Here is a 25,013-nt window from a genome sequence, read left to right on the forward strand (position 1 = left end):
CGGGGCCGTCCGTACCCGCCGTACCGTCCCCTCACGGCCGGATGGCACGGCGGCTCCGGCGCGACCACCAGAGGCAGCACACCCGCACGACGGGCGTGGCGCCATGACGGCGAAGCGCGGACTCGGGACGCCCGCGCCCTCCCCCGAGAACGCCGTGTCACCACTGTGCCGGTTCGGCATATGCTCGCGACGATCGAAGGGCATCGTTTTGGTGCCTTGCGGGAACACGAGGGGTTTACGGATCGGGACAGGCCGGGACGAATATGCATATGCCAGCGGATGGAACGGACCCACTGAGCCCCGTTGCCCGACGCCTGTACGGGTACGCGGCCGAGCGGCACGCCTTCTCCGAGGTGGAGGCCGCGCAGGTGCTGGGCGACCCGGCCGCCGTGGCCGTGGCCATCGCCGAGCTCGCGGCGGCGCACCTGCTCCAGCCCCGCCCGAACGGCACGGCCGACAGCGCGGCCGACGACACGGTCGACGGCACGACCGACGGACCCGCGGACGGCCCCGCCGAAGTTCCCCCGCCCCAGCACTGGAGCGCCGTGTCCCCGCGGGCCGCCACCGCCCGGACGCTGGCCCCGCTGGCCCTGCGGGTGCGCGAGACCCACGACGAGATGGACCGCCTGCGCGCCCGGCTGGAGGCGCTCGTCCCGCAGTACGAGGCCGCCTCCGCGCAGCGCGACCGCGACGGGGTCGAGAGCCTGGAAGTGATCACCGACCGGGGCGTACTGGAGGACCTGCTCCGCGGGTTCGCCGCGTCGGCCGAGTGCGAGATGCTGACCTGCCACCCGGGCGGCGGCCGCCCGCCGGCGATCCTCGCGGAGGCGGTCCTGCGAGACGAGCAGCTGCTGGCCCGTGGCGTGCGGCTGCGCACGATCTACCAGCACACCGCCCGCTACTCCCATGCGACGGCCGCGTACGTCGAGCGGGTGACCGCCCTCGGCTCGCAGGTCCGTACCGTCGGCGACGGGCTGATGCGGATGATCCTGGTCGACCGGCACACCGGGCTGATGGAGGTGCACGACGACGAGCAGGCGGCGCTGCTGGTGCGCGATCCGAGCGTCGTCCGTTTCATGGTGCAGGCCTTCGAGCGTTCCTGGGCCGAGGCGGACCCGTTCACCACCACCATCGGCCCGGACCGGGCCCGCTCCATCTCCGAGGATCTCCGCCAGACCATCGTGCGGCTGCTGGCGGAGGGGATGGAAGACAAGATCATCGCGCGGCGGCTCGGCATGTCCGAGCGGACCTGCCAGCGCCACATCGCCGAGATCATGCGCGCGGTGGGCGCCAAGTCCCGCTTCCAGGCCGGGTTCTTGCTGTCGGCGGCGGCCGGGGCCCCGCTCACGCGCCCGGCTGAAGCTCCGGAATGAGCCGGCCCCGACGGGACAGCAGGAACCGCTTGAACTCCGCCACCGGCGGCGTGTCCGGATGCCCGTCGAGCCAGGCCACCCCGATCTCGCGGACCGCGCGCGGAGCCGTGACCGTCAGCTCGACGACCCCCGGCCGGGCCACGGCGGGCGGCGGCAGCAGCGCCACGCCGAGCCCGGCGGCGACCAGCCCGCGCAGGGTCTCGGCCTCCTCCCCCTCGAAGGCGACCCGGGGCGTGAACCCGGCCTCCGCGCACAGGTCGTCGGTGATGCGGCGCAGGCCGTAGCCGGCCTCCAGGGTGACGAAGGTTTCCTCCGAGGCCTCCGCGAGGCGGATCCGCTTGCGGCCGGCGAGCCGGTGGTCGTCGGGGACCACCAGGCGCAGCCGCTGCTCATCGAGCCGGCGGGCCACCAGGTCCGGGGCGTCGGGCAGCGGGGAGGTCAGGCAGAGGTCGAGCTCGCCTGCCCGCAGCTTCTCCAGCATCGCCTCGCCGTAGTTCTGGACCAGGGAGAACCGTACCCCCGGGTGGTCGGCCCGGAAGGCCCTGATCAGACCCGGTACGGTCTCGGGGCCCAGGGTGTGCAGGAAGCCGAAGGCGACCTTCCCGAACGACGGGTCAGCGTCCTGCTGTACGGAACCGGCGGCGCGGGCGATCTCGGCCAGCGAGCGCTCGGCGGAGGCGAGGAAGGTCCGGCCGGCGGTGGTGAGGGCGACCGTGCGGCCCTTGCGGGCGAACAGCGTGACGCCCAGGTCCTGTTCGAGGCGGACCATGGCCCGCGACAGGGTGGACTGGGGAACACCCAGCTCGTGCGCGGCGCGGGTGACGTGCTCGTGCCGGGCGACGGCGACGAACTGCGCGAGGCGAGGGGCCAGCGCGTGTGTCACCACCATGTCTTCTTCGTAACGGCTCATCGATAGGCACCCATCTGACCTGTACTGATGCACGGATGGATTGATTATCGCGATTCTGTGCATTGGACGCATGAAAAGCGCGGCCCTACCGTCGTACACATGCCTCCCGCTCATACCGGGGCACCCACCACCGTGGGTGCCTCCACCCCGTCGTCCCCTGCCGCGCCCAAGCCGTCCGTCCCCGAAGCGCACGCGCCCGGCCGCCCCGGCTACCGCCGCATGAGCCTCGCGCTGTTCGCCGCCGGACTGGCCACCTTCGCCCTCCTCTACTCCACCCAGGCGCTGCTGCCCGCGATCTCCGACGGTTTCGGCGTGACGGCGGGTCAGGCCAGCTGGACGGTCTCGGCCGCCACCGGCGCGCTCGCCCTGTTCGTCCTGCCGCTCAGCGCGCTGTCCGAGCGGTTCGGCCGGACCCGGATGATGACCTGGTCGATGGCGGTGGCCGTGGGCGTCGGCCTCCTCGTCCCCTTCGCGCCGAGCCTGGAGTGGCTGATCGCGCTGCGCGCCGTCCAGGGCGCGGCGATCGCCGGGATCCCGGCCTCCGCGATGGCGTACCTCGCGGAAGAGGTCAAGCCGAAGGCATTGGTCGCCGCGATCGGTCTGTTCGTCGCGGGCAACTCCATCGGCGGCATGAGCGGCCGCATCGTCACCGGCTGGGCGGCGCAGGCCTGGGGCTGGCGCGGCGGGCTGCTGAGCGTCGGCCTGATGTCGCTGGCCTGCGCGGCGGCGTTCCTGGTCCTCCTCCCCCGGGCCCGGTTCTTCCGGGCGGCGTCGCTGAACCCGCGCGCGGTGGGACGTACCGTCGCCGGGCACCTGCGCGATCCGCTGCTGCTGCGGCTGTACGGGATCGGCGCGCTGTTCATGACCGTGTTCGGGGCGGTGTACACCGTCATCGGATACCGCCTGGTCGACGAGTTCTCCCTCGGCCAGGGCGTCGTCGGCTCGGTCTTCCTCGTCTACCTGGTCGGTACGGTCTCCTCCGCGGCCGCCGGACAGCTGGTCGCCCGTACGGGCCGGCGCGGAGCGCTGTACCTCGCGGTGACCACGACGGCCCTGGGCCTGTTCCTGTCCCTCGCGGAGTCGATCGGCTCGATCCTGCTGGGCCTGGTCCTGATCACGGCGGGCTTCTTCGCGGGCCACGCGGTGGCCTCGGCGGCGGTGAGCCACACGGCGAAGACGGGCCGCGCGCAGGCTTCGGCGCTCTACCAGTCGGCGTACTACATGGGCTCCAGCGCCGGCGGCACGCTCGGCGCCCTCGCCTACCACTCGGCGGGCTGGGCGGCCACGGTCACCATCGCACTGCTGGCGGTCGCCGGAGTCGTCTCGATCACCCTGTACGGCTCCCACGCGGCCCGCACGGCCCACGCGGCGGCACTGCCGGCCCGCTGACGCGTCACGGCGGGCGGCGGGCGGCGGGCCCCGACGCTTCCGCGCCCGAGGGTTCGACCAAGCGCCCCGTGCGACAGAAGAAGAGGCTCACCGGCGTGGTGCCGGACGCGGACGGGCGGGTGTGGGCCCGGTGGCGGCTGTAGGGAAACGATCCGGCGCCGCGTGTCCCGCCGCGTGCCGGGCTGCGGTTGTCAGTGGGCTCGGGTAGTTTCCGACGTATCGGGAACTAGCTGGGGGATCAAGGGACATGACGGAAACCGCCGACCTCACGCCCGAGCTGGACGCCGCGCTGGACCGGTACCGCGTCGAGCTCACCGGCTACTGCTACCGCATGCTCGGATCCTCCTTCGACGCCGAGGACGCCGTGCAGGACACGTACGTCCGTGCCTGGCGCAGCTTCGGGAAGTTCGAGGGCCGCTCCTCGCTGCGGTCCTGGCTGTACCGGATCGCCACGAACGTCTGCCTGGACCTGCTGAGCGCGGGCAACAAGCGGGCCCGCCCCATGGACCTGAGCGCCCCGCAGCACCAGGCCTCCGCCGTCCTCAACGAGCGGCCGGAGGTGACCTGGCTGGAGCCGGTCCCGGACGGGCGGGTGCTGCCGCAGACCGCCGATCCGGCGGAGATGGCCCTGGCCAAGGAGTCCGTGCGGCTCGCCTTCGTCGCGGCCCTCCAGCACCTGCCGGCCAAGCAGCGGGCGGTGCTCATCCTGCGCGAGGTGCTCGCCTGGAAGGCCGACGAGGTCGCGACGCTGCTGGAGACCACCGTCGCGTCGGTGAACAGCGCCCTTCAGCGGGCCCGTGCCACGCTCGCCTCCACCCGGATCCGCGAGAGCGACGCCGCGGACCCGCTGGACGGCGACCAGGCGAAGCTGCTGGAGCAGTACCTCGCGGCCTTCGAGGCGTACGACATGACCCGCCTGACCGCCCTCCTGCACGAGGACGCGGTGCTGTCGATGCCGCCGTTCGACCTGTGGCTGCGCGGCCACGAGGACATCGCCGCCTGGCACCTCAACCAGGGCATCGGCTGCAAGGGCTCGCGCCTGCTCCCGACCACGGCGAACGGCATGCCGGCCTTCGGCCAGTACCGGCCGCGCGAGGACGGGCGGCCCGGCTGGACCCCGTGGGCGCTCCAGGTGCTGGAGGTCTCAGACGGGAAGATCGTCGGGCTCAACGCCTTCCTGGACACCGCCCGGTGGTTCCCGCTCTTCGGCCTCCCCGAGCAGCTCGACGAGTCCTACGAGGTCCAGCAGGGCGCGTAGGGCGGGCGCGGCCCCGGTGACCCGGAAGGGCCGGTCCCCCGCGGTGAGCCGCAGCCGGGCCAGTACCTCGACGGTGCCGAGGCCGGGTGCGGTGACGGCCCCCGCGTCGCAGAGCACCGCGCCCGCCCCGGCCGCGTAGAGCAGCTCCAAGCGAGCGCACAGCGAGGCCACGTCGCAGGCGGCGGGTCCGGGGCCGGGCAGTACGAGTCGCGTGATCGTCACGAGGGGGTGACTCCCCCGGCGCCCGGAAATCATCGGCGCCGGGGATCGGCACGACGAACGGGACCGGTGGGCGTCCACCGGTCCCGTTCAGCCGTACGAGTGAGCGTGCGGGACTACGCGATGCGGTCCAGGACGATCGGCGTGGCGGTGAAGGCCGTGCCCGCCGCGGCGATGTCGAAGGTGCCGTCCAGGGACGCCAGGGCGTACTCGAACTTCTCCGGCGTGTCGGTGTGCAGGGTCATCAGCGGCTGGCCGGCGACCACCGTGTCGCCCGGCTTGGCGTGCATCTCGATGCCCGCGCCCGCCTGGACCGGGTCCTCCTTGCGCGCGCGGCCGGCGCCCAGGCGCCAGGCGCCGACGCCCACCCCGTACGCGTCCAGCCGGGTCAGCACGCCCGAGGAGGGGGCCGTGACCACGTGCTGCTCGCGCGCGACCGGCAGGGCCGCGTCCGGGTCGCCGCCCTGCGCCGCGATCATCCGGCGCCAGACGTCCATCGCGGAGCCGTCGGCCAGTGCCTTCGCCGGGTCGGCGTCCTTGATGCCCGCCGCGTCCAGCATCTCCCGGGCCAGGGCCAGGGTCAGCTCGACCACGTCCGAGGGGCCGCCGCCCGCCAGCACCTCCACCGACTCGCGGATCTCCAGCGCGTTGCCGGCGGTGAGGCCGAGCGGGGTCGACATGTCGGTGAGCAGGGCGACCGTCTTGACGCCGGAGTCGGTGCCCAGGCCCACCATGGTCCGCGCCAGTTCGCGCGCGTCCTCGATGTTCTTCATGAACGCGCCGGTGCCGACCTTGACGTCCAGGACGAGCGAGCCGGTGCCCTCGGCGATCTTCTTCGACATGATCGAGGAGGCGATCAGCGGGATGGCCTCGACGGTGCCGGTGACGTCGCGCAGCGCGTAGAGCTTCTTGTCTGCCGGGGCCAGCCCGTCGCCCGCGGCGCAGATCACGGCGCCGGTGGTGTCCAGGACGTGCAGCATCTCCTCGTTGGAGAGCAGTGCGCGCCAGCCGGGGATGGACTCCAGCTTGTCCAGCGTGCCACCGGTGTGGCCGAGGCCGCGGCCCGAGAGCTGCGGGACGGCCGCGCCGCAGGCGGCGACGAGCGGGGCGAGCGGCAGCGTGATCTTGTCGCCGACGCCGCCGGTGGAGTGCTTGTCGGCGGTCGGGCGGGAGAGGGAGTCGAAGTTCATCCGCTCGCCGCTCGCGATCATCGCGGCGGTCCAGCGGGCGATCTCGGCCCGGTTCATGCCGTTCAGCAGGATGGCCATCGCCAGTGCCGACATCTGCTCGTCGGCGACCACGCCGCGCGTGTACGCGTCGATGACCCAGTCGATCTGCTCGGGGCTCAGTTCGCCGCGGTCCCGCTTGGTGCGGATGACGGAGATGACGTCCATGGAAGTGCTTCCTTCTACGCGCATAGAGAGAGGAGGGATGACGGGTTGACCGGTTGACGGGGTTGACCGCTTGGGGAAGGACGGCGGCCCCCCGCCCGGCAGGGGCGGAGGGCCGTCGGCACGGTTATCTCAAGTGGTCCGGCCCGAAGGCCTGGGGCAGCATCGCGGAGAGGGGCAGGATGCCCTCCGGCGTTTCCACCTGGAGTTCGGCGCCGCCGAACTCGAACAGCAGCTGCCGGCAGCGGCCGCAGGGGACGAGGATCTCGCCCTTGCCGTCCACGCACGTGAAGTGCGTCAGCCGGCCGCCGCCCGTGGCCTGGAGGGCGGAGACCAGACCGCATTCGGCGCACAGGCCGAGCCCGTAGCTCGCGTTCTCGACGTTGCAGCCGACCACGGTGCGGCCGTCGTCGACCAGCGCCGCGACACCGACCGGGAAGCCCGAGTACGGGGCGTACGCGCGGGACATGGCGTCCCGCGCGGCCTTGCGCAGGGCCTCCCAGTCGGGAGCGGTGCTCACTTGCCCTGTCCCTTGCGGTACGGCATGCCGTCCGCCTTGGGCATCCGCAGGCGCTGCGCGGACAGCGCGAGCACCAGCAGGGTCGTCAGGTACGGGGCGGCGTCCACGAACTGGCTGGGCACCGCGTCCGTGGTCACGTACCAGAGGAACAGCAGCACGGCGAAGAGCGCCGAGACGCCGGCCTGGAGGTACTTCTTCTTGTAAACCTGCCAGACGACGACCAGGACGAGCAGGATCGCGAGGAGCAGCAGCATCGCGTGGACGTTCTCGGCGCCACCGCGCAGCTTGAGGCTGTCGGTGAAGCCGAAGAGGCCGGCGCCCAGCGCCATGCCGCCCGGCATCCAGTTGCCGAAGATCATCGCGGCGAGGCCGATGTAGCCGCGGCCGCCGGTCTGGCCCTCCTGGTAGATCGGGCTGGCCACGATCGAGAGGAACACGCCGCCCAGGCCCGCCAGGGCGCCCGAGACGATCACGGCGATGTACTTGTACTTGTAGACGTTGACGCCGAGCGATTCGGCGGCGACGGGGTTCTCGCCGCAGGAGCGCAGCCGCAGGCCGAAGGTGGTGCGCCACAGCACCCACCAGGTGCCGGGGATCAGCAGCAGCGCGAGGACGGTGAGCAGCGAGAGGCCGGTGACCAGGCCGCCGATGACGCCCGCGAGGTCCGAGACGAAGAACCAGTGCTTGCCCTGGAGGGTCGCCATCCAGTCCGACAGCCCTGGCACCGTGATCTTGTAGATCGGATCGACGCGCGGGGACTGCTTGGAGGAGCCGCCCGCGGCCTCGGCGAAGGTGAAGTTCGAGAGGTACTGGGTGAAGCCCAGCGCCAGGATGTTGATGGCCACACCGGAGACGATGTGGTTGACGTTGAAGGTGACCGTGATGATCGCGTGCAGCAGGCCGCCGATGGCGCCGCCGATCAGGCCGGCCATGACGCCGGTCCACGGGCCCCACTGGTAGCCGGCCCAGGCGCCGAACCAGGTGCCGAGGATCATCATGCCCTCGAGGCCGATGTTGACGACGCCCGCGCGCTCGGCCCACAGGCCGCCGAGGCCGGCGAGGCCGATCGGCACGGCGAGGGAGAGCGCGCCGGAGACCTGGCCGACCGAGGTCAGGTCGTCGGCGCCGCTGATCACGCGGACCAGCGAGATCAGCGCGAGCCCGCCCGCGACGATCAGCATGATCCAGGGCAGGGTGAGCTTCTTGCGGCCGCCCTGCTTCTTGGGGGCGGCGCTCGTCGCGGAAACGGTACTGGTGCTCACGCCGCGACCTCCTTGTCGGTCTTGATGGCGCCGCCGGCGGCGAGTTCCTCGCCGACCTTCTGCTGCTGGCGCCGGATCCCGTAGCGGCGGACGAGCTCGTAGGACACGACGACCGCGATCACGATCAGGCCCTTCATGATCGTGCCGATTTCCTTGGCGTACCCGGCCTGGTCGAGGGAGGCCGAGGCCTTGTCGATGAACGCCATCAGGAACGCGGCGAAGAAGATGCCGACCGGGCTGTTGCGTCCGAGCAGCGCGATGGTGATGCCGGTGAAGCCGACGCCGACCGGGAAGGACAGGTTGTACGTGTGGGTCTCGCCCAGCAGCTGCGGCATGCCGGAGAGGCCGGCGACGGCGCCCGAGATCAGCATCGAGGTGACGATCATCTTCTTGGCGTCCACACCGGAGGCCTGCGCGGCGGACTCGCTGGCGCCGGTGGCGCGCAGGTCGAAGCCGAAGCGGGTCCGGTTCAGCCCGAACCAGTAGACGACGCCCAGCGCGAAGGCGATGAAGGTGAAGCCGTAGATCTCCAGGCCGCTCCCGAGCGAGAGGGCCGGGAACCAGCCGGACGAGGCGATCTCGCCCGTGGTCAGGTCGTTCGAGCCCGCCGGCTGGACGCCGAGGTTCTTCGGCAGGATCAGCCAGGCGATCAGGCTGGTCGCGATGGCGTTCAGCATGATCGTGGAGACGACCTCGCTGACACCGCGCTTGGCCTTCAGGACACCCGCGATGCCGGCCCAGAAGGCACCGGTCAGCATGGCGACGACCACGATCAGCAGGATGTGCAGCGGACCGGGCAGGGCCACGGCCGTGCCGACCACGGCGGAGATCATCGCGGCGAGGCGGTACTGGCCGTCGACGCCGATGTTGAAGAGGTTCATCCGGAAGCCGATGGCCACGGCCAGGGCCGCCAGGTAGTAAGTGCCCGCCTGGTTCACGATGAGGACCTGGACGTCCTCGTAACCGGCGTTCTCCACCATCAGGCGCAGGGGTTCGATCGGGTCGACGCCCGTCGCGCCCAGCACGACCATGGTCAGCGCGAAGGCGGTGACCAGCGCGAGCGCGGGTCCGGCGAAGCCGAGGAGCAGCCGGTCCTTGTCGAGTTTCTTCATCGGGCCTCGTCCTCCGGGGAGTCGGTACGGGCGTCCGTGCCGGCGTCGGAGCGGTTGTCGGTGGCTTCCGTGGGCGCTTCGAGGTGCCCGGAGGCGGCGCCCGTCATGGCGGTGCCGAGTTCCTCGGGGGTCACGGTCGCGGGGTCGGCGTCCGCGACCAGGCGGCCGCGGTAGATCACGCGCAGGGTGTCGGACAGGCCGATCAGCTCGTCCAGGTCGGCGGAGATCAGCAGGACCGCCAGGCCTTCGCGGCGGGCCTCGCGGATCGCGTCCCAGATCTGCGCCTGCGCGCCGACGTCCACACCGCGGGTGGGGTGCGCCGCGATGAGGAACTTCGGGTGGTGGCTCATCTCGCGGCCGACGATCAGCTTCTGCTGGTTGCCGCCGGAGAGCGAGGCCGCGGTGACCTCGATGCCGGGCGTGCGGACGTCGTACTCGCGCACGATCCGCTCGGTGTCCTTGCGGGCGGCCTTCGGGTCGAGGATGCCGCGCTTGGAGTTGGGGGCCTCGGTGACGTGGCCGAGGATGCGGTTCTCCCAGAGGGAGGACTCCAGCAGCAGACCGTGGCGGTGGCGGTCCTCGGGGATGTACCCGATGCCGGCCACGCGGCGCCCACGCGTCGGGATGGTGGAGATGTCGGTGCCGTCCAGCGTGATGGTGCCGCCGTCCGGGATGCTCATGCCCATCAGGGTCTCGATGAGCTCGGTCTGCCCGTTGCCCTCGACGCCCGCGATGCCGAGGACCTCACCCTTGTGAATGGTGAAGTCGATGCTCGCGAGCACCTCGCGGACCACACCGTCCGGGTCGGTCGCGGCCAGCCGCAGATCCTCGACCCGGAGCATCGGGGTGGTGGTCACCGTGGACTCGCGGGTCTCGGGCGACGGCAGCTCGGAGCCGACCATCAGCTCGGCGAGCTGCTTGGTCGTGGTGGTGCGCGGGTCGGCGGTGCCGACGGTGGTGCCCCGCCGGATGACGGTGATGTCGTCGGCGACCTTCAGGACCTCGCCCAGCTTGTGCGAGATGAAGATGACGGTGAGGCCTTCGGCCTTGAGCTCGCGCAGGTTGCCGAAGAGCGCGTCCACTTCCTGCGGTACGAGCACGGCGGTCGGCTCGTCGAGGATGAGGATGTTGGCTCCGCGGTAGAGGACCTTGAGGATCTCCACGCGCTGCCGGTCGGCGACACCGAGGTCTTCGACCAGGGCGTCGGGGCGCACGCCGAGGCCGTACGCGTCCGAGATCTCCTTGATCTTCCTGCGGGCCTTCGCGCCGATGCCGTAGAGCTTCTCGCCGCCGAGAACCACGTTCTCCAGCACGGTGAGGTTGTCGGCGAGCATGAAGTGCTGGTGCACCATGCCGATGCCGCGGGCGATGGCGTCCGCGGGGCTGTGGAAGGAGACCTGCTCCCCGTCGATCGCGATGGTGCCCTCGTCCGGCTTCTGCATGCCGTAGAGGATCTTCATCAGGGTCGACTTGCCGGCGCCGTTCTCACCGACGAGGGCGTGGACCGTGCCCTTGCGGACGGTGATCGCGATGTCCTTGTTGGCGACGACGCCGGGGAAGCGCTTGGTGATGCCGTGCAGTTCTACGGCGGGGGGCGGGCTGGACGCGTTGATGACGCACTCTCCTTGGCGCGGAAGGAGCGGAGGCAGGGGGACAGGGCGGGGAGAGAAAGTATCGCGTCCACGATGCTTCTACGCGCGTAGCACTGTCGGAAGTGAAAACTCGCGGCCAACCGGCCACAAGATCACATGAAACCACGTGACACGTATCGGGGCCCGGGAGCGTAGAGACCGCTTCCCGGACCCCGGAGTCACGCTGACCGCGTGTCGGACGGCACCTTACGGTGCGGTCTTGACCTCGATCTTCTTGGCGATGATGTCGGCCTTGGCCTTGTCCACCGCGGCGATGACGTCCGTCATCTTCTTGTACTCGGGGTTGGAGTCGGCCAGGCCGACGCCGTCCTTGTCGAGGCCGTAGCGGACCTCACCGGACTCGGGCTTGCCGTCCTTGACCGACTTGATCAGGTTGTAGACCGAGTCTGCGACGTCCTTGGTGACCGAGGTCAGGATGCTGTTCTTGTACTTCGCCAGACCGGCCTGGTTGTACTGGTCCGAGTCGACGCCGATGGCCCACTTGCCCTTGGCGGCGGTGGCCTCGATGGCACCGGAACCGGCGAGACCGGCGGCCGCGTAGATCACGTCGGCGCCCTTGTCGAGCTGGCCCTCGGCGGCGGCCTTGCCCAGGTCGGGCTTGGCGAAACCGTCGAAGTTCGGCGGCTGGGTCAGGTACTGGGTGAGCACCTTGGCGTTCGGGTTGGTGTCCTTGACGCCCTGGGCGAAGCCCGCCTCGAACTTCTTGATCAGCGGGACCTCGACACCGCCGATGAAGCCGACCGTGCCGGTCTTGGACGCCTTGGCGGCGGCGACGCCGGCCAGGTAGGAGCCCTGCTCCTCGCTGAAGACGAGGTTGGCGATGTTCTTCGCGGTCACCGAGGTGTCGTCGATGATGCCGAACGTGGTGTCCGGGAACTTCTCGGCGACCTTCTTGATGGCCGGCGCGTAGGCGAAGCCGACGCCGATGACCGGGTTGTTGCCCTTGCGGGCCAGCTCGGTGAGGCGCTGGACCTTGTCGGCCTCGCCCTCGCCGTCGGTGGGCTCCGCCTGGGCGCCCTTGATCTGCAGGTCCTTCTCGGCCTTGGCCAGACCCTCGTAGGCGGCGTCGTTGAACGACTGGTCGCCGCGGCCACCGATGTCGTACGCGATTGCGGCGGACTTCTCCTCGGAGGAGGAGGTGTCCGAGGACTTCTTACCGCCACAGGCGGTGGCCGAGAGGGCCAGCGCGGCGGACGCGATGCCCACGGTGGCGATCCTGGTGATCCGGCGCAAGGGAAGGCTCCTTCAAAACCTGACCGAAGCGCCACGACCGGCGCTGGTTTCGCGGCGATCGTAACGCGCGTAGATGTCAGTTAAAGGCCCGTTCATGAGTCGTTACCGGATCGTCGTGAACCAGACAGTGACCGATCGGTCACTTCCGACGCGCCCTGCCCTTGCGTACCAAGGGCTGGACGCGCCCGGCCGGCCGCCCCGCGTGCTGTATGGGTTTCGGCCAACGGGCGGCCGGGCCGGGCCGGGAAGCTCAGCCGGCCGGCCCGGCGCGGCGCGCTTCGAGCTGCCGCCCGTCCAGCAGCACGGCGGCCGTGAAGAACTCCACGCCGACCCCGATCGCCGCCTCGTCCACGTCGAAGTCGCCCCGGTGCAGGTCCCGCTTGGCGGTGTCCCCGGGCGTACGGACTCCCAGCCGGGCCATGGCCCCGGGCACGTGCTCCAGGTACCAGGAGAAGTCCTCGCCGCCCAGGCTCTGCTCGGTGTCCTCGACCGACGCGGCACCGCACCGCGCGATCATCGCCTCGCGCAGCAGTTCGGTGACCACCGGGTCGTTGACGACCGGGGGCACCCCGCGCACGTAGGTGATCTCCGACTTGGCCCGGTGCATCGACGCGATCTCGTCGATGGCCGCGTGGATCTGGTCGGGGGCCTCGTGCCAGGCGTTCAGGTCCAGGCACCGCACGGTCCCGGACAGTTCCGCGTGCATCGGGATGACGTTGCAGGCGTGCCCGGCCTCGATCCGGCCCCAGGTGACCGACATGCCCGAGCGGGCGTCCATCCGCCGGGCCAGTACGGCCGGCAGGTCGATGGCGAGCCGGGCGGCCGCCGTCACCAGGTCGGTGGTCAGGTGCGGACGGGCGGTGTGCCCGCCGGGCCCCGCGAGGGTCACCTCCAGCCGGTCGCAGGCCGAGGTGATGGGCCCGCTGCGCAGGCCGATCCGTCCGGCGTCGACCCGGGGGTCGCAGTGCAGCGCGATGATCTTGCCGACGCCGTCCAGCACCCCGGACTCGATGGCCTCGGTGGCGCCCCCGGGCAGCACCTCCTCGGCGGGCTGGAAGAGCAGCCGCACCGGCCGGGGCAGCGCGCCTTGGCGGTCGAGCTCGGCGAGGACCAGGCCGGCGCCGAGGACGACGGCGGTGTGCACGTCGTGGCCACAGGCGTGGGCGCGGTCCGGGACGGTCGAGCGGTACGAGACGTGCGTCTTGGCATCCGGGATGGGCAGGGCGTCGATGTCCGCGCGCAGGGCCAGCATGGGCCGGACCCCGTCCCAGGTCCCCACGTCACAGATGAGGCCGGTGCCCGACTTCAGCACCCTCGGGCGCAGGCCGGCTTTCTCCAGCCGGGCCTTGATCGCCGCCGTGGTACGGAACTCGTGGTGTCCTAGCTCGGGATGCATGTGCAAGTCCCGGCGGAAGGCGATCAGTTCGGCACGCAGGTGGTCCGGAAGCTTGCCGGGCAGCTCGGGCCGGTCGAGCGGGCCGGGCAGGGCGGTCTGGGACTCGCGGGACATCAACTGGTTCACCCGTTGAAGGGTAGGCGCACCCGTGCCCCAACTGGCTGTGGATCAGCAAAAGTTCATGCCGTTAGGGGAAGGAAACCCGGCCTCTGGGCGCATGACCGGATGTGCGCGGGGGTAAACTCGCGCGCTCATCCGGCCGCCGGAGCCGCCTGAGCAGGAAGACTGCGGACCCGCGGCACAGGAGCCCCGGCTAGCTGACGGCGAGCTTGGCGGCGAAGCCCAGGAACAGTACGCCCGCCGCCGAGCTGGCCCCGGCGGACAGCCGCTTGCGGCTGCGGAAGGCGGCCGCCAGGCGGGTCCCGCCGAATATCAGGGTGGTCAGGTACAGGAAGCTGCCGAACTGCAGCAGGCCGCCCAGCAGCAGGAAGGACAGGGCCGGGTAGGCGTAGTGCGGGTCCACGAACTGCACGAAGAAGGACATCAGGAAGAGGATGGCCTTCGGATTGAAGACGCTGATCAGCAGGGCCCGCCGGTAGGGCCGCTCCGCCTCGCCGGTCCCGGCCGCCGCGGGGGCGACGGCCTCGGCCGCCGCCCGGCCCGCGGTCTGCGCCCGCTCGCGCCGTGCGCGCCACATCGTCCACGCGCCGCGCAGCATGCCGATGGCGAGCCAGGTCAGGTAGCCGGCGCCGAGCAGCTTGACGATCCCGAAGAGCATCGGACTGGTCTGGAGCAGGGCCCCGGCGCCGACCGCCGCCAGGGTCATCAGCAGGGCGTCCCCGCTGAACACGCCGCAGGCGGCCTTGTACCCCTCACGGACCCCGCCGCGCGCGGCGACGGAGAGCACGTAGAGCGAGTTCGGGCCCGGCAGGAGAATGATCAGCACGAGGCCGGCGAGATACGTCGGAAGATCTGTGACACCCAGCATGCGCAGGAGTGTCGCATGAGGACGCACCTGTCGCGCCAGCGAGTTTCACGAGGCGGACAGGAGCGGGATCCGAGGCGGGCACGAGGCGGGCACGAGGCAGACACGATCCCGGCCCGAGCCGGCGCCCGGGGATGATCACCGCAGGTCACCCCCCGTCACCAGGTGGCATCAGCCGGTACGTACGTCCCCCACACCTCCCGCAGCACCCCGCACACCTCCCCCACCGTGGCCCGCGCCCGCAGCGCCTCCCGGATCGGGTAGAGCACGTTCTCCGTCCCCGCCGCCGCCTCGCGTACCGCCGCCAGCGCCCCCGCCACGGCCGTCCCGTCGCGCCCCGCCCGCAGCGCGGCCAGCGCCGCCCGCTGCCGGCCCTCGATGGCCGGGTCCACGCGCAGCGGCTCGTACGGCTCCTCCTCGGCGAGCGCGAAGCGGTTGACGCCGACGACCACCCGCTCGCCGGTCTCGGTCTCCCGCGCGATCCGGTACGCGTTCCGCTCGATCTCCCCCTTCTGGAAGCCCGCCTCGATCGCGGCCACCGCTCCGCCCATGTCCTCGACCCGTCGCATCAGGGCGAGCGCCGCCGCTTCCACGTCGTCCGTCATGCGCTCCACCGCGTACGAGCCCGCGAAGGGGTCGACGGTGTGCGGCACGTCCGTCTCGTACGCCAGCACCTGCTGTGTCCGCAGGGCGAGGCGGGCCGATTTCTCCGTCGGCAGGGCGATCGCCTCGTCGAAGGAGTTGGTGTGGAGCGACTGGGTGCCGCCCAGCACGGCGGCGAGCCCCTGCACGGCCACCCGTACGAGGTTCAGCTCCGGCTGCTGGGCCGTCAGCTGCACTCCGGCGGTCTGCGTGTGGAAGCGCAGCATCAGGGACTTCGGGTCCCGGGCCCCGAAGTCCTCGCTCATGACGCGGGCCCAGATCCGCCGGGCCGCCCGGAACTTCGCGACCTCCTCCAGGAGGGTGGTGCGGGCGACGAAGAAGAAGGACAGGCGGGGCGCGAACTCGTCGACCTCCATCCCGGCGGCCAGCGCGGTACGGACGTAGGCGATCGCATCGGCGAGCGTGAAGGCGATCTCCTGCGCGGGCGAGGCCCCGGCCTCGGCCATGTGGTAGCCGGAGATGGAGATGGTGTTCCACTTGGGGATCTCGGCCCGGCAGTAACGGAAGGTGTCGGCCGTCAATCTGAGGGACGGTCCGGGCGGGAAGATGTACGTCCCCCGGGCGATGTACTCCTTGAGCACGTCGTTCTGGACCGTGCCGGTCAGCGCGGCGGCCTCGATCCCCTGCTCCTCGGCGACCAGCTGGTAGAGCAGGAGCAGCAGCGCGGCCGGGGCGTTGATCGTCATCGACGTGGACACCCGGTCGAGCGGGATCCCGTCGAACAGCGCCCGCATGTCCTCGACCGAGTCGATCGCGACGCCGACCTTCCCGACTTCCCCGTGCGCGAGCGGGGCGTCGGAGTCGTGGCCCATCTGGGTCGGCAGGTCGAAGGCCACGGACAGGCCGGCGGCCCCGCTCGCGATGAGCTGCCGGTAGCGGGCGTTGGATTCGGCGGCGTCACCGAATCCGGCGTACTGGCGCATCGTCCAGGGCCGTCCGGTGTACATCGTCGGGTAGACGCCCCGCGTGTACGGGTACGCCCCCGGTTCGCCCAGTTCGGTCGCGGGGTCCCAGCCGGCCAGATCGTCCGGCCCGTAGACCGGCTCGATCGGGATTCCGCTCTCGGTGCGCACGCGTGGTGTGTGCCCGTCCATATGACCCGTCCTCCGTAGCTCCGAGGGGTCCGGGGCTGGTAGAACCGTCCCCGCGACAGCCGCTGGTCACAATGGCGCAACATCGCGGCGATCTCTGCAACTGTCCACGCCCGTCAAGCATCACCTAGATACACGTCGTAGAAATCGGGGGAATGCAATGCACCGCCAAAAGGTCATAATCCGCACTCTTGGTCTGGCCACCGCCGTCGCACTCGCCGCGACCGCATGCGGTCCGCAGAAGGCGGAGTCCGCGGGCTCCTCCTCGTCCGCGCCCGCGTCGCCCACGGCGGTCGCCTCTCCCGAGATCTCACCGTCCTCCGACGGCAAGCCCGCAGACGCCTCGCCGTCTCCTTCCGCCTCGCCTTCCAAGTCGGCCTCTCCCTCGGCTTCCGCCTCGCCCTCGCCGACCGTGAAGCAGATCATGGCGAACGGGGACGACAGCGACCAGGTGCGCGAGCTGCAGGCCCGGCTGCGCCAGCTCAAGCTGATGTCGGTCGCGCCGACCGGCTTCTACGGGTCGAAGACGACCGCCGCGGTCAAGTCCTTCCAGTCGAAGAACAAGCTGACCGCCACGGGTGGGGTGGACGCGCCCACCTGGAAGAAGATCCAGAGCTCCACGAAGAAGCCGACCGCCGACGAGCTGCGTCCGCCGACCGTCAACGAGGCCGACGCCCCCGACCCGCGCTGTATGACGGGCCGGGTCATGTGCATCAGCAAGGAGAGCCGCACCCTCGCCTGGATGATCGACGGCAAGATCGTCTCCACCATGGACGTCCGCTTCGGCTCGGAGAACACTCCGACCCGCGAGGGCGTCTTCAAGGTGGACCGCAAGGAGAAGGACTGGGTGTCGACGATCTACCACACGCCCATGCCGTACGCGATGTTCTTCAGCGGCGGCCAGGCCGTGCACTACTCGGCGGACTTCGCCGCCCGCGGCTACGCCGGCGCCTCGCACGGCTGCGTGAACGTCCGGGACAAGGGCAAGCTGTCGGCGCTCTTCGGCGCGGTCCAGGCCGGCGACAAGGTCGTCGTCTACTGGTGAGTCCGGCCGCGGGCCGGGGATCCGGTCTGACGTTGGGGGCGCGGGCGGGATCGGGGGAACGAATCCCGCCCGCGCCATTCGCGCAGAGCCCAGGGGTACGGGGGGAACCCCGGCTCATGCGCGGCCGATGACCAGTCGGCTCGTTAGGTACTGCGCCACCCGGTCCAAAAGTGTTACAGCCGGTGCGGGAGGTATTTCCGGACACTGTCCGGTACCCGGTCCTACGGTCGCTCAGCGGCCGGACCGGGGCGGGTTCCGCCGCCGGGGCGGGCCCGGCTCGGGTCAAGGACCCGGCGGCGCCGCGGAAGCCCGGAGCATCCTCAGGGGCGCGAGCGCAGCCCCAGCGAACCGTCCGCGCCCTGCTCCCCGCCGTCCGGCTTGGCCGGAGTCGGCGACGGGGCCTTTACCGGGCCCTCGGCGCCGGACGCGGACGTCGACCCGGAGCGGCCGTCGGCGCCGGTGGTGGTCCCGTCGAGGACCGACTTGCAGTAGCGCGGGATCGACAACAGCCCCTTGGCCAGGCGCACGAGCTTCTCGCGCCGCTCGCTGTCGAGCTTTCCGGCCTGGAAGTCCCGGCACAGTTCGACCGCGCGGGTCCGGCCTTCACGGTCATTGAAGACTCCGTCGCCGCTGCCGTCGGTGCCGCCTTCGAGGAAGCGGTCCTCGCCGCCCCGGTCCGGGGTGGAACCGTTGGCCGAGGGGCCCGTCGTCGCTCCGCCGCCCGTGCCCGAGGCGCCGTCCCCGCCGGATCCGGCCGGTGTACCGCCCTCCGCGCCCGGGGTGTTCCCGGGATCCGTGGCGGTTCCCCGGCTCTCGCCGCCGCGCGGCGTGGCGAGCCTCGGCTGCGGGATCAGCATCGGATCGTCGCCGCCCGAGGCGCCCGAGGAGGATCCGGTGGTCACCGAGACGGCCGGGGCGTGCGCCGCGCCGTCGCGGGTGTCCCCGTCGAGCAGTCCGGCGCCGGCCGCGGCCGCCAGGCCGCCCACGGCGACGCTCGCCACGGCCGCCGCGAGGACGAAGCGCACCGGACGTCCGCGCCGCGGGCCGGCTCCATGGTCCTGCCCGTGTCCCTGGCCCTGGTTCCGGCCCTGGTTCCGGCTCCGGATCCGACCGCGCTCCGGGCTCGGACCGCCCGCGCCGATCCCGCGGAGCGGGCTGAGGTCCACCACCGTTTCGCCGGAGCCGAACTCCTCGGCGGCCGGAGCCCCTTCCCGGGGCGCCGTACCGCGGGCAGCGCGGAAGGCGGCCAGTGCGGCGGCCTCTCCGGGCAGTTCTCCGGCACCCGACAACGAGGGTTCGGCGAGTGCGTCGAGGGCCGCGCGCAGCCGCTCGGCCTGGGCGCGGGCACGCTGTTCGGCGCCGGGTGGGGCCGGTTCTCCGCGCAGCAATCTGTCCGCCGCGGCCTTGTCCAGCCACCTGTCGCGCTCGTCGGCCATCACATGTCCTTCTGCGTCCGCCAACGTGAATGCGTCACACCGGTTTGTTCTACGAGTCCCCCACTGCGGTCGCGCTGGGCCGGTACGGCGTCGAGATCCCTCCCGCCCCCGCCGTCCCGTGCCTGGTCACGTGCAACGTGGCCACCACTGTCGCCATTATCGCCGAGGATGCGGTCCGGTCCGGAGCCGATGTCGGAGTCCGGCTCGAAGCCGCCTTCCTGACCGAGCAGCTCGGCCAGCTTCTTCAGGCCGCGGTGCGCGGCGGTGCGTACGGCGCCGGGGCGCTTGCCCAGTGTCTCGGCCGCGGTCTTGGCGTCGAGGCCGACCACGACGCGCAGGACGACGGCTTCGGCCTGGTCCTGCGGGAGCTGGGCTATGAGCGCCATCGTGCGGCCGGTGGAGAGGGACTCCAGGGCCTCGCCCGCGGTGTCGGAGTCCGCGGCGTGGCCCGTCAGCTCGGTCTCGTCGCCGCCCACGGCGGGGCGGCGGCCGCGCATGCGTATGTGATCGAGGGCGCGGTTGCGGGCGATGCGGGCGGCCCAGCCGCGGAAGCGGTCGGCGTCGCCGGTGAAGGAGTCGAGGTCGCGGGCGATCTGCAGCCAGGCCTCGGAGGTGACGTCCTCGGCGTCGCCGTCTCCGACGAGCGTGCGGACGTATCCGAGCAGGCGCGGGTGCACGGCGCGGTACACAGTACGGAACGCGTCTTCGTCACCGTCTTGTGCCGCGAGCACCGCGGTGGTCAGCTCCGCGTCGTCCCCCAGCAAAGTCCCCAACCCGTTCACTGTCCTGTACGTCTGGCGCAAATCAGCACGTTACGGCTTTCCCGCACCTTCGTCCACGAGCTGTACAACGAGCAACCAATCCTGCGCGGAGCGAGGTGTGACACAAAACGCACCCGAGGCGCTGACAGGGGTACGGGCTTGTCGCACGAGCCCGTGTCGGATGGCGGCCGGGGCCTCTCCTGTGGGGGGTGGCGGCCTCGGTCGCCCTCCCCTTTCACGGCCCGTCGGCCGGCCCGCTCCTCGCCATCATGCCCCTCTCCGCGGCCTGCCCCGCACACGGCCTCCGGCCCGGCGCCCCGCGGCACACATGCGGCCTTGTCATCCTTTCGGCTCACTTCCGGGTGAAAACCCGGGATGCGTACGACACACCCGGCCCCGCGTCGATAGCGTGGCGGGACACCCGCGCCACGCCACGAGGAGCCCCACGCTGTCCAGCCACCTTCCGGCACAGGCCCGCGGAGGCTCCGACCCTTCCCCCGGCTCAGGGCTCGCGCGGTTCAACGCCCTGTCCCCCGAAGCCGCCCACGCCGCCCTGTTGCACTGCTGCGGCAGCGCCCGCTGGGCCCAGCGGGTGGCGGCCCACCGGCCCTACCCCGACTCCGGCGCGCTGCTGGCCGCCGCGGACGAGGCCTCGTACGACCTCTCCCAGGCGGACCTGTCGGAGGCACTGGCCTGGGAGTTCCCGCCGGAGCTGGAGCCCGGGGCCTCGTACGCCGCGCTGCTGGCGCTCCGCGCGGCCCACTCCGAATACGAGCGGACCTTCGGCCACGCCTTCGTGATCTTCCTCGACGGGCACACCCCGGGGGAGCAGGCGGACCAGCTGCTGGCCGCCATCCGGCGGCGGATGGGCCTGGAGCTGGACGAGGAACGAGCGATCTCCGCGGACGAGCTCCGCCGCGTCGCGCAGGCCCGGCTCGCGGACCTGACGCACTGGCTCACCTCGGCGGACGGGGTGTCTGCTGCGGAATTCGGGCTATTCGCCCCTGTGGGATAGTCCGTCCGTGCCTGTTTGATCACACCGATGGCCCCCGCGCAAGGGAACCGACAAAGCGTCGCTACGATGTCCGGGGCCGGAGGACCGTACCCGGCCGGGCCCGACCGACAAAGAAGCCGGCTGGCCCCCGCCCCGCTTCCGGAGGGTTTTCCGTGCCGGCTGGAACGTTGTACCGCGGCCGGGAAGGAATGTGGTCGTGGGTGGCTCATCGAGTCACCGGCGTCCTCATCTTCTTCTTCCTGTTCGTGCACGTCCTCGACACCGCTCTCGTCCGCGTCTCTCCCGAGGCGTACGACGATGTCGTGGCTACCTACAAGACGCCGCTCGTCGCGCTGCTGGAGTACGGCCTCGTCGCCGCAATCCTCTTCCACGCGCTCAACGGTCTGCGTGTCATCGCCGTGGACTTCTGGTCCAAGGGCCCGCGCTACCAGAAGCAGATGCTCTGGTCCGTGGTGACCGTCTGGATCGTGCTGATGGCCGGGGCCCTGTACCCCGTACTCGGCCACGCGGCCGCTGAACTGTTCGGGAAGTGACGCGCATGTCTTCTGACACTTCTATCGAAAAGGGCATCGGCGACGTGGAGGGCGTGTCCCTCTACGACGTCGACAACCCGGCGCCGTACATCGAGGCCCCGCGCCAGCGGACGTCCAAGACCCCGCGCTCTACCCGTGGCAACTTCGAGATGGCCGCATGGCTCTTCATGCGCCTCTCGGGCATCGTCCTGGTCGTGCTGGTCCTCGGCCACCTGCTGATCCAGCTCGTCCTCGACGGCGGCGTCTCCAAGATCGGCTTCGCCTTCGTGGCGGGCCGTTGGGCGTCCCCGTTCTGGCAGGGCTGGGACCTGCTGATGCTGTGGCTCGCGATGCTCCACGGCGCGAACGGCCTGCGTACCGTCATCAACGACTACGCGGAGCGCGCCACCACGCGCCTGTGGCTCAAGGGCCTGCTCTACACCGCCACGGTGTTCACCATTCTTCTGGGCACGCTGGTGATCTTCACCTTCGACCCGAACATCCGCTAGGCAACGGGGCTGAGGCGAAACCAATGAAGATCCACAAGTACGACACCGTCATCGTCGGCGCAGGTGGCGCGGGCATGCGCGCCGCCATCGAGGCGACGAAGCGCAGCCGCACGGCCGTGCTGACGAAGCTCTACCCCACCCGCTCCCACACGGGCGCCGCGCAGGGCGGCATGGCCGCCGCGCTCGCCAACGTGGAGGACGACAACTGGGAGTGGCACACCTTCGACACGGTCAAGGGCGGCGACTACCTGGTCGACCAGGACGCCGCCGAGATCCTGGCGAAGGAGGCCATCGACGCGGTCCTCGACCTCGAGAAGATGGGCCTGCCGTTCAACCGCACGCCGGAAGGCACCATCGACCAGCGCCGCTTCGGCGGCCACTCGCGCAACCACGGTGAGGCGCCGGTCCGCCGGTCCTGCTACGCCGCGGACCGCACCGGTCACATGATCCTCCAGACGCTCTACCAGAACTGTGTCAAGGAGGGCGTGGAGTTCTTCAACGAGTTCTACGTCCTGGACCAGCTCCTGGTCGAGGAGGACGGCGTCAAGAAGTCGGCCGGCGTGGTCGCGTACGAGCTCGCCACCGGCGAGATCCACGTGTTCCAGGCCAAGTCCGTCATCTACGCCTCGGGCGGCACCGGCAAGTTCTTCAAGGTGACCTCCAACGCGCACACCCTCACGGGTGACGGCCAGGCGGCCTGCTACCGCCGCGGCCTGCCGCTGGAGGACATGGAGTTCTTCCAGTTCCACCCGACGGGCATCTGGCGCATGGGCATCCTGCTGACGGAGGGCGCCCGCGGTGAGGGCGGCATCCTGCGCAACAAGGACGGCGAGCGCTTCATGGAGAAGTACGCGCCGGTCATGAAGGACCTCGCGTCCCGTGACGTCGTCTCGCGCTCCATCTACACCGAGATCCGCGAGGGCCGCGGTTGCGGTCCGGCCGGTGACCACGTGTACCTGGACCTGACGCACCTCCCGCCGGAGCAGCTCGACGCGAAGCTCCCGGACATCACCGAGTTCGCGCGCACGTACCTGGGCATCGAGCCGTACACGGACCCGATCCCGATCCAGCCCACCGCGCACTACGCCATGGGCGGCATCCCGACGAACGTCGAGGGTGAGGTCCTGATGGACAACACCACCGTCGTTCCGGGCCTGTACGCGGCCGGCGAGGTCGCGTGCGTGTCGGTGCACGGCGCGAACCGCCTGGGCACCAACTCGCTGCTGGACATCAACGTCTTCGGCAAGCGCTCGGGCATCGCGGCCGCCGCGTACGCCCACGCCCACGACTACGTCGAGCTGCCCGAGAACCCGGCGCAGCAGGTCATCGACCAGGTCGAGCGGCTGCGCAACTCCACGGGCAACGAGCGGGTCGCGGACCTGCGCCTGGAGCTCCAGGAGACGATGGACGCCTGCGTGATGGTGTTCCGCACCGAGCAGACGATCAAGACCGCGGTGGAGAAGATCGCGGAACTGCGCGAGCGCTACCTGAACGTGTCCGTCCAGGACAAGGGCAAGCGCTTCAACACGGACCTGCTGGAAGCCACCGAGCTGGGCAACCTGCTCGACCTGGCCGAGGTCATGGCCGTGTCCGCGCTGGCGCGCAAGGAGTCCCGCGGCGGTCACTACCGCGAGGACTACCCCAACCGCGACGACGTCAACTTCATGCGCCACACCATGGCGTACCGCGAGGTCGACGACAACGGTCAGGACTCGGTCCGGCTCGACTACAAGCCCGTCGTCGTCACCCGCTACCAGCCGATGGAGCGTAAGTACTGATGGCCACCCCGACCCTGTCCAAGACGGACGCGATGGAGGCCGCGGCCGCGGCCTCGCCCTTCATCACGGTCACGTTCCGGATCCGCCGCTTCAACCCCGAGATCTCGGACGAGGCGCAGTGGCAGGACTTCCAGATCGAGATCGACCCGAAGGAGCGCGTGCTCGACGGTCTCCACAAGATCAAGTGGGACCTCGACGGCACGCTGACCTTCCGCCGGTCGTGCGCGCACGGCATCTGCGGCTCCGACGCGATGCGGATCAACGGCAAGAACAGGCTCGCCTGCAAGACGCTGATCAAGGACATCAACCCGGAGAAGCCGATCACGGTCGAGGCCATCAAGGGCCTGACGGTGATGAAGGACCTCGTCGTCGACATGGAGCCCTTCTTCCAGGCGTACCGGGACGTCATGCCGTTCCTGGTCACCAAGGGCAACGAGCCGACGCGCGAGCGCCTGCAGTCCGCCGAGGACCGCGAGCGCTTCGACGACACCACCAAGTGCATCCTGTGCGCCGCGTGCACGTCCTCGTGCCCGGTGTTCTGGAACGACGGCCAGTACTTCGGCCCGGCGGCGATCGTCAACGCGCACCGCTTCATCTTCGACTCGCGCGACGAGGCCGGAGAGCAGCGGCTGGAGATCCTGAACGACAAGGACGGCGTGTGGCGTTGCCGCACGACCTTCAACTGCACCGACGCGTGCCCGCGTGGCATCGAGGTCACGAAGGCGATCCAGGAAGTCAAGCGGGCCCTCATCACCCGCCGCTTCTAGCCTCCTTGACGGACTTGGCGGCCGTCGGCTCTGGCCTCGGCTGAGGCCGGCGGACATCGAGGCCCCGCTCCCCGCGGATCTTCTCCGGGGGGAGCGGGGCCTTCGGCGTGTCAGCCCCGGTGTGTCAGCCCCGGCGGATCTGGCTGGTGATCGTCGGGTCCGTGACGGCGGTGTCGTCGGCCAGCAGCATCGCCTTGCTCAGGACGACCGCCAGGGTGCGGTCGCCCTCGAAGGGCAGGTAGCCGGTGTCCGGGGAGCCGCCCGGGGAGCCGTCGGTCTTCGGCACTATGCACAGGTACTGGTCGTTTCCGGCCCAGCTCCTCGAAGGCCTGCCGGGTCGCCGCGCCGAGGGCGACCGCCATGTCAGCCACCCACCAGTGCCACGAGCTTGAGGAAGGTGACCTCGGTGCCGGGCGCGAGATCGATCTCCTCGTCGAGCTCGGTGATCTGCCGGTCCCCGGCCAGGACGAGGAAGCCGTTGCGCGCGAAGGCGGCGAGCGCCGCCTCGGTCTGCGCCTGCGGATCCACGGAGCCGCCCCCCGCGACCGGGCGCACCAGGCGGCTGCCGGCCGCCTCGGACTCGGCCGCTTCGGACCCGGCCACTTCGTGGAATATCCGCCGCCGGATCAACTCGCGCAGCGAGAACCGCTCTTCGGCGATCTCCATTCGCCAGCCGTCGGTGCGGCCCCCCGCAGTCGTCTCGTCGACGAACATCACGCTTCCCAGGGCCGGAGAT

At 70.9% G+C, this 25,013-nt stretch carries 24 protein-coding genes; 9 read left to right on the plus strand and 15 right to left on the minus strand.

Annotated elements, in window-relative coordinates:
- The first annotated feature begins 269 nt into the window (after positions 1 to 269).
- Entirely contained in the window at positions 270 to 1,373 is a 1,104-nt protein-coding gene (locus tag J7E97_RS25075; RefSeq protein ID WP_251055101.1) for a helix-turn-helix transcriptional regulator, read from the plus strand.
- Here the strand turns inward: J7E97_RS25075 and J7E97_RS25080 are convergent.
- Positions 1,345 to 2,283: a LysR family transcriptional regulator gene (locus tag J7E97_RS25080; RefSeq protein ID WP_215031424.1), complete on the minus strand. Its 939-nt coding sequence runs from the start codon at positions 2,281 to 2,283 to the stop codon at positions 1,345 to 1,347. The two genes, J7E97_RS25075 and J7E97_RS25080, sit on opposite strands and share 29 nt — an antisense overlap.
- A gap of 99 nt (positions 2,284 to 2,382) precedes the next feature.
- Here J7E97_RS25080 and J7E97_RS25085 point away from each other — a divergent pair, with 99 nt between their 5' ends.
- Both J7E97_RS25085 and J7E97_RS25090 read left to right on the plus strand, forming a co-directional pair.
- Positions 2,383 to 3,672: an MFS transporter gene (locus J7E97_RS25085; protein WP_215031427.1), complete on the plus strand. Its 1,290-nt coding sequence runs from the start codon at positions 2,383 to 2,385 to the stop codon at positions 3,670 to 3,672.
- 247 nt (positions 3,673 to 3,919) lie between these two features.
- Positions 3,920 to 4,930 carry a sigma-70 family RNA polymerase sigma factor gene (locus J7E97_RS25090; RefSeq protein WP_215031430.1) on the plus strand — a complete coding sequence of 337 codons (1,011 nt, stop codon included), beginning with the start codon at positions 3,920 to 3,922 and terminating at the stop codon, positions 4,928 to 4,930.
- Here J7E97_RS25090 and J7E97_RS25095 read toward each other — a convergent pair.
- The 10 genes from J7E97_RS25095 to J7E97_RS25140 all read right to left on the minus strand — a co-directional run bounded on the left by J7E97_RS25095 (position 4,817) and on the right by J7E97_RS25140 (position 16,457).
- Positions 4,817 to 5,152, minus strand: coding sequence for an STAS domain-containing protein (locus J7E97_RS25095; protein WP_308346793.1), 336 nt, complete (start codon positions 5,150 to 5,152; stop codon positions 4,817 to 4,819). The genes J7E97_RS25090 and J7E97_RS25095 overlap by 114 nt on opposite strands.
- 113 nt (positions 5,153 to 5,265) lie before the next feature.
- Positions 5,266 to 6,543, minus strand: coding sequence for a thymidine phosphorylase (locus J7E97_RS25100; RefSeq protein ID WP_215031437.1), 1,278 nt, complete (start codon positions 6,541 to 6,543; stop codon positions 5,266 to 5,268).
- A gap of 124 nt (positions 6,544 to 6,667) precedes the next feature.
- The gene (locus tag J7E97_RS25105) at positions 6,668 to 7,060 is read right to left on the minus strand and encodes a cytidine deaminase (protein WP_215031440.1); all 393 of its coding nucleotides are present in this window, start codon (positions 7,058 to 7,060) and stop codon (positions 6,668 to 6,670) included.
- Positions 7,057 to 8,322, minus strand: coding sequence for an ABC transporter permease (locus J7E97_RS25110; RefSeq protein ID WP_215031443.1), 1,266 nt, complete (start codon positions 8,320 to 8,322; stop codon positions 7,057 to 7,059). Before J7E97_RS25110 ends, J7E97_RS25105 begins: the two co-directional genes overlap by 4 nt.
- Positions 8,319 to 9,434: an ABC transporter permease gene (locus J7E97_RS25115; RefSeq protein ID WP_215031446.1), complete on the minus strand. Its 1,116-nt coding sequence runs from the start codon at positions 9,432 to 9,434 to the stop codon at positions 8,319 to 8,321. Before J7E97_RS25115 ends, J7E97_RS25110 begins: the two co-directional genes overlap by 4 nt.
- Positions 9,431 to 11,047: an ABC transporter ATP-binding protein gene (locus tag J7E97_RS25120; protein ID WP_215031495.1), complete on the minus strand. Its 1,617-nt coding sequence runs from the start codon at positions 11,045 to 11,047 to the stop codon at positions 9,431 to 9,433. The genes J7E97_RS25115 and J7E97_RS25120 overlap by 4 nt, the downstream gene beginning before the upstream one ends.
- Before the next feature lie 225 nt (positions 11,048 to 11,272).
- Positions 11,273 to 12,319, minus strand: a complete 1,047-nt coding sequence (locus J7E97_RS25125; RefSeq protein ID WP_215031449.1) for a BMP family protein — start codon at positions 12,317 to 12,319, stop codon at positions 11,273 to 11,275.
- A gap of 250 nt (positions 12,320 to 12,569) precedes the next feature.
- Positions 12,570 to 13,829, minus strand: coding sequence for an amidohydrolase (locus J7E97_RS25130; RefSeq protein WP_215031497.1), 1,260 nt, complete (start codon positions 13,827 to 13,829; stop codon positions 12,570 to 12,572).
- Between the two features lie 199 nt (positions 13,830 to 14,028).
- Positions 14,029 to 14,703 (minus strand): leucine efflux protein LeuE, encoded by a 675-nt coding sequence (leuE, locus tag J7E97_RS25135; RefSeq protein WP_215031452.1) that lies wholly within the window; start codon positions 14,701 to 14,703, stop codon positions 14,029 to 14,031.
- 155 nt (positions 14,704 to 14,858) lie between these two features.
- Entirely contained in the window at positions 14,859 to 16,457 is a 1,599-nt protein-coding gene (locus J7E97_RS25140; RefSeq protein ID WP_215031455.1) for a methylmalonyl-CoA mutase family protein, read from the minus strand.
- Between the two features lie 157 nt (positions 16,458 to 16,614).
- On the opposite strand from J7E97_RS25140, the gene J7E97_RS25145 reads away from it, so the two are divergent.
- Positions 16,615 to 17,499, plus strand: coding sequence for a L,D-transpeptidase family protein (locus J7E97_RS25145; RefSeq protein WP_215031458.1), 885 nt, complete (start codon positions 16,615 to 16,617; stop codon positions 17,497 to 17,499).
- 320 nt (positions 17,500 to 17,819) lie between these two features.
- On the opposite strand, the gene J7E97_RS25150 is transcribed toward J7E97_RS25145, so the two are convergent.
- Together J7E97_RS25150 and J7E97_RS25155 are read right to left on the minus strand one after the other, a co-directional pair.
- Positions 17,820 to 18,935: a hypothetical protein gene (locus J7E97_RS25150; RefSeq protein ID WP_215031461.1), complete on the minus strand. Its 1,116-nt coding sequence runs from the start codon at positions 18,933 to 18,935 to the stop codon at positions 17,820 to 17,822.
- Positions 18,935 to 19,699 (minus strand): RNA polymerase sigma factor, encoded by a 765-nt coding sequence (locus J7E97_RS25155; protein ID WP_215031499.1) that lies wholly within the window; start codon positions 19,697 to 19,699, stop codon positions 18,935 to 18,937. The genes J7E97_RS25150 and J7E97_RS25155 overlap by 1 nt, the downstream gene beginning before the upstream one ends.
- Positions 19,700 to 20,105: 406 nt before the next feature.
- Between J7E97_RS25155 and J7E97_RS25160 the strand changes: the two genes are divergently transcribed.
- The 5 genes from J7E97_RS25160 to J7E97_RS25180 all read left to right on the plus strand — a co-directional run bounded on the left by J7E97_RS25160 (position 20,106) and on the right by J7E97_RS25180 (position 24,277).
- Positions 20,106 to 20,711: a 2-oxo-4-hydroxy-4-carboxy-5-ureidoimidazoline decarboxylase gene (locus J7E97_RS25160; protein WP_374224231.1), complete on the plus strand. Its 606-nt coding sequence runs from the start codon at positions 20,106 to 20,108 to the stop codon at positions 20,709 to 20,711.
- Positions 20,712 to 20,863: 152 nt separating this feature from the next.
- Positions 20,864 to 21,244: a succinate dehydrogenase, cytochrome b556 subunit gene (gene sdhC, locus J7E97_RS25165; protein WP_215031465.1), complete on the plus strand. Its 381-nt coding sequence runs from the start codon at positions 20,864 to 20,866 to the stop codon at positions 21,242 to 21,244.
- Positions 21,245 to 21,249: 5 nt separating this feature from the next.
- Positions 21,250 to 21,732 carry a succinate dehydrogenase hydrophobic membrane anchor subunit gene (locus tag J7E97_RS25170; RefSeq protein ID WP_215031467.1) on the plus strand — a complete coding sequence of 161 codons (483 nt, stop codon included), beginning with the start codon at positions 21,250 to 21,252 and terminating at the stop codon, positions 21,730 to 21,732.
- A 23-nt stretch (positions 21,733 to 21,755) separates the two neighbouring features.
- Positions 21,756 to 23,510 (plus strand): succinate dehydrogenase flavoprotein subunit, encoded by a 1,755-nt coding sequence (gene sdhA / locus J7E97_RS25175; protein WP_215031469.1) that lies wholly within the window; start codon positions 21,756 to 21,758, stop codon positions 23,508 to 23,510.
- A complete protein-coding gene (locus J7E97_RS25180) occupies positions 23,510 to 24,277 on the plus strand; it encodes a succinate dehydrogenase iron-sulfur subunit (RefSeq protein ID WP_215031471.1) in 768 nt (255 codons plus the stop codon). Before sdhA ends, J7E97_RS25180 begins: the two co-directional genes overlap by 1 nt.
- A gap of 124 nt (positions 24,278 to 24,401) precedes the next feature.
- Here J7E97_RS25180 and J7E97_RS25185 read toward each other — a convergent pair whose 3' ends face one another.
- A complete protein-coding gene (locus tag J7E97_RS25185; RefSeq protein WP_251055102.1) occupies positions 24,402 to 24,563 on the minus strand; it encodes a hypothetical protein in 162 nt (53 codons plus the stop codon).
- 77 nt (positions 24,564 to 24,640) lie between these two features.
- Positions 24,641 to 24,991 carry a hypothetical protein gene (locus J7E97_RS25190; RefSeq protein ID WP_215031474.1) on the minus strand — a complete coding sequence of 117 codons (351 nt, stop codon included), beginning with the start codon at positions 24,989 to 24,991 and terminating at the stop codon, positions 24,641 to 24,643.
- Positions 24,992 to 25,013 lie beyond the last annotated feature (22 nt).

Origin of the sequence: Streptomyces sp. ISL-66, from assembly GCF_018614135.1 — a bacterium.
Classification (GTDB): Bacteria; Actinomycetota; Actinomycetes; order Streptomycetales; family Streptomycetaceae; genus Streptomyces.

Excerpts from the sequence above, each read along its gene's own strand:
- J7E97_RS25075 (WP_251055101.1), top strand. The coding sequence starts at position 270 with ATGCCAGCGGATGGAACGGACCCACTGAGCCCCGTTGCCCGACGCCTG.
- J7E97_RS25080 (WP_215031424.1), bottom strand. The coding sequence starts at position 2,283 with ATGAGCCGTTACGAAGAAGACATGGTGGTGACACACGCGCTGGCCCCT.
- J7E97_RS25085 (WP_215031427.1), top strand. The coding sequence starts at position 2,383 with ATGCCTCCCGCTCATACCGGGGCACCCACCACCGTGGGTGCCTCCACC.
- J7E97_RS25090 (WP_215031430.1), top strand. The coding sequence starts at position 3,920 with ATGACGGAAACCGCCGACCTCACGCCCGAGCTGGACGCCGCGCTGGAC.
- J7E97_RS25100 (WP_215031437.1), bottom strand. The coding sequence starts at position 6,543 with ATGGACGTCATCTCCGTCATCCGCACCAAGCGGGACCGCGGCGAACTG.
- J7E97_RS25115 (WP_215031446.1), bottom strand. The coding sequence starts at position 9,434 with ATGAAGAAACTCGACAAGGACCGGCTGCTCCTCGGCTTCGCCGGACCC.
- J7E97_RS25130 (WP_215031497.1), bottom strand. The coding sequence starts at position 13,829 with ATGTCCCGCGAGTCCCAGACCGCCCTGCCCGGCCCGCTCGACCGGCCC.
- leuE (WP_215031452.1), bottom strand. The coding sequence starts at position 14,703 with ATGCTGGGTGTCACAGATCTTCCGACGTATCTCGCCGGCCTCGTGCTG.
- J7E97_RS25140 (WP_215031455.1), bottom strand. The coding sequence starts at position 16,457 with ATGGACGGGCACACACCACGCGTGCGCACCGAGAGCGGAATCCCGATC.
- J7E97_RS25145 (WP_215031458.1), top strand. The coding sequence starts at position 16,615 with ATGCACCGCCAAAAGGTCATAATCCGCACTCTTGGTCTGGCCACCGCC.
- J7E97_RS25150 (WP_215031461.1), bottom strand. The coding sequence starts at position 18,935 with ATGGCCGACGAGCGCGACAGGTGGCTGGACAAGGCCGCGGCGGACAGA.
- J7E97_RS25170 (WP_215031467.1), top strand. The coding sequence starts at position 21,250 with ATGTCTTCTGACACTTCTATCGAAAAGGGCATCGGCGACGTGGAGGGC.
- sdhA (WP_215031469.1), top strand. The coding sequence starts at position 21,756 with ATGAAGATCCACAAGTACGACACCGTCATCGTCGGCGCAGGTGGCGCG.
- J7E97_RS25180 (WP_215031471.1), top strand. The coding sequence starts at position 23,510 with ATGGCCACCCCGACCCTGTCCAAGACGGACGCGATGGAGGCCGCGGCC.
- J7E97_RS25190 (WP_215031474.1), bottom strand. The coding sequence starts at position 24,991 with ATGTTCGTCGACGAGACGACTGCGGGGGGCCGCACCGACGGCTGGCGA.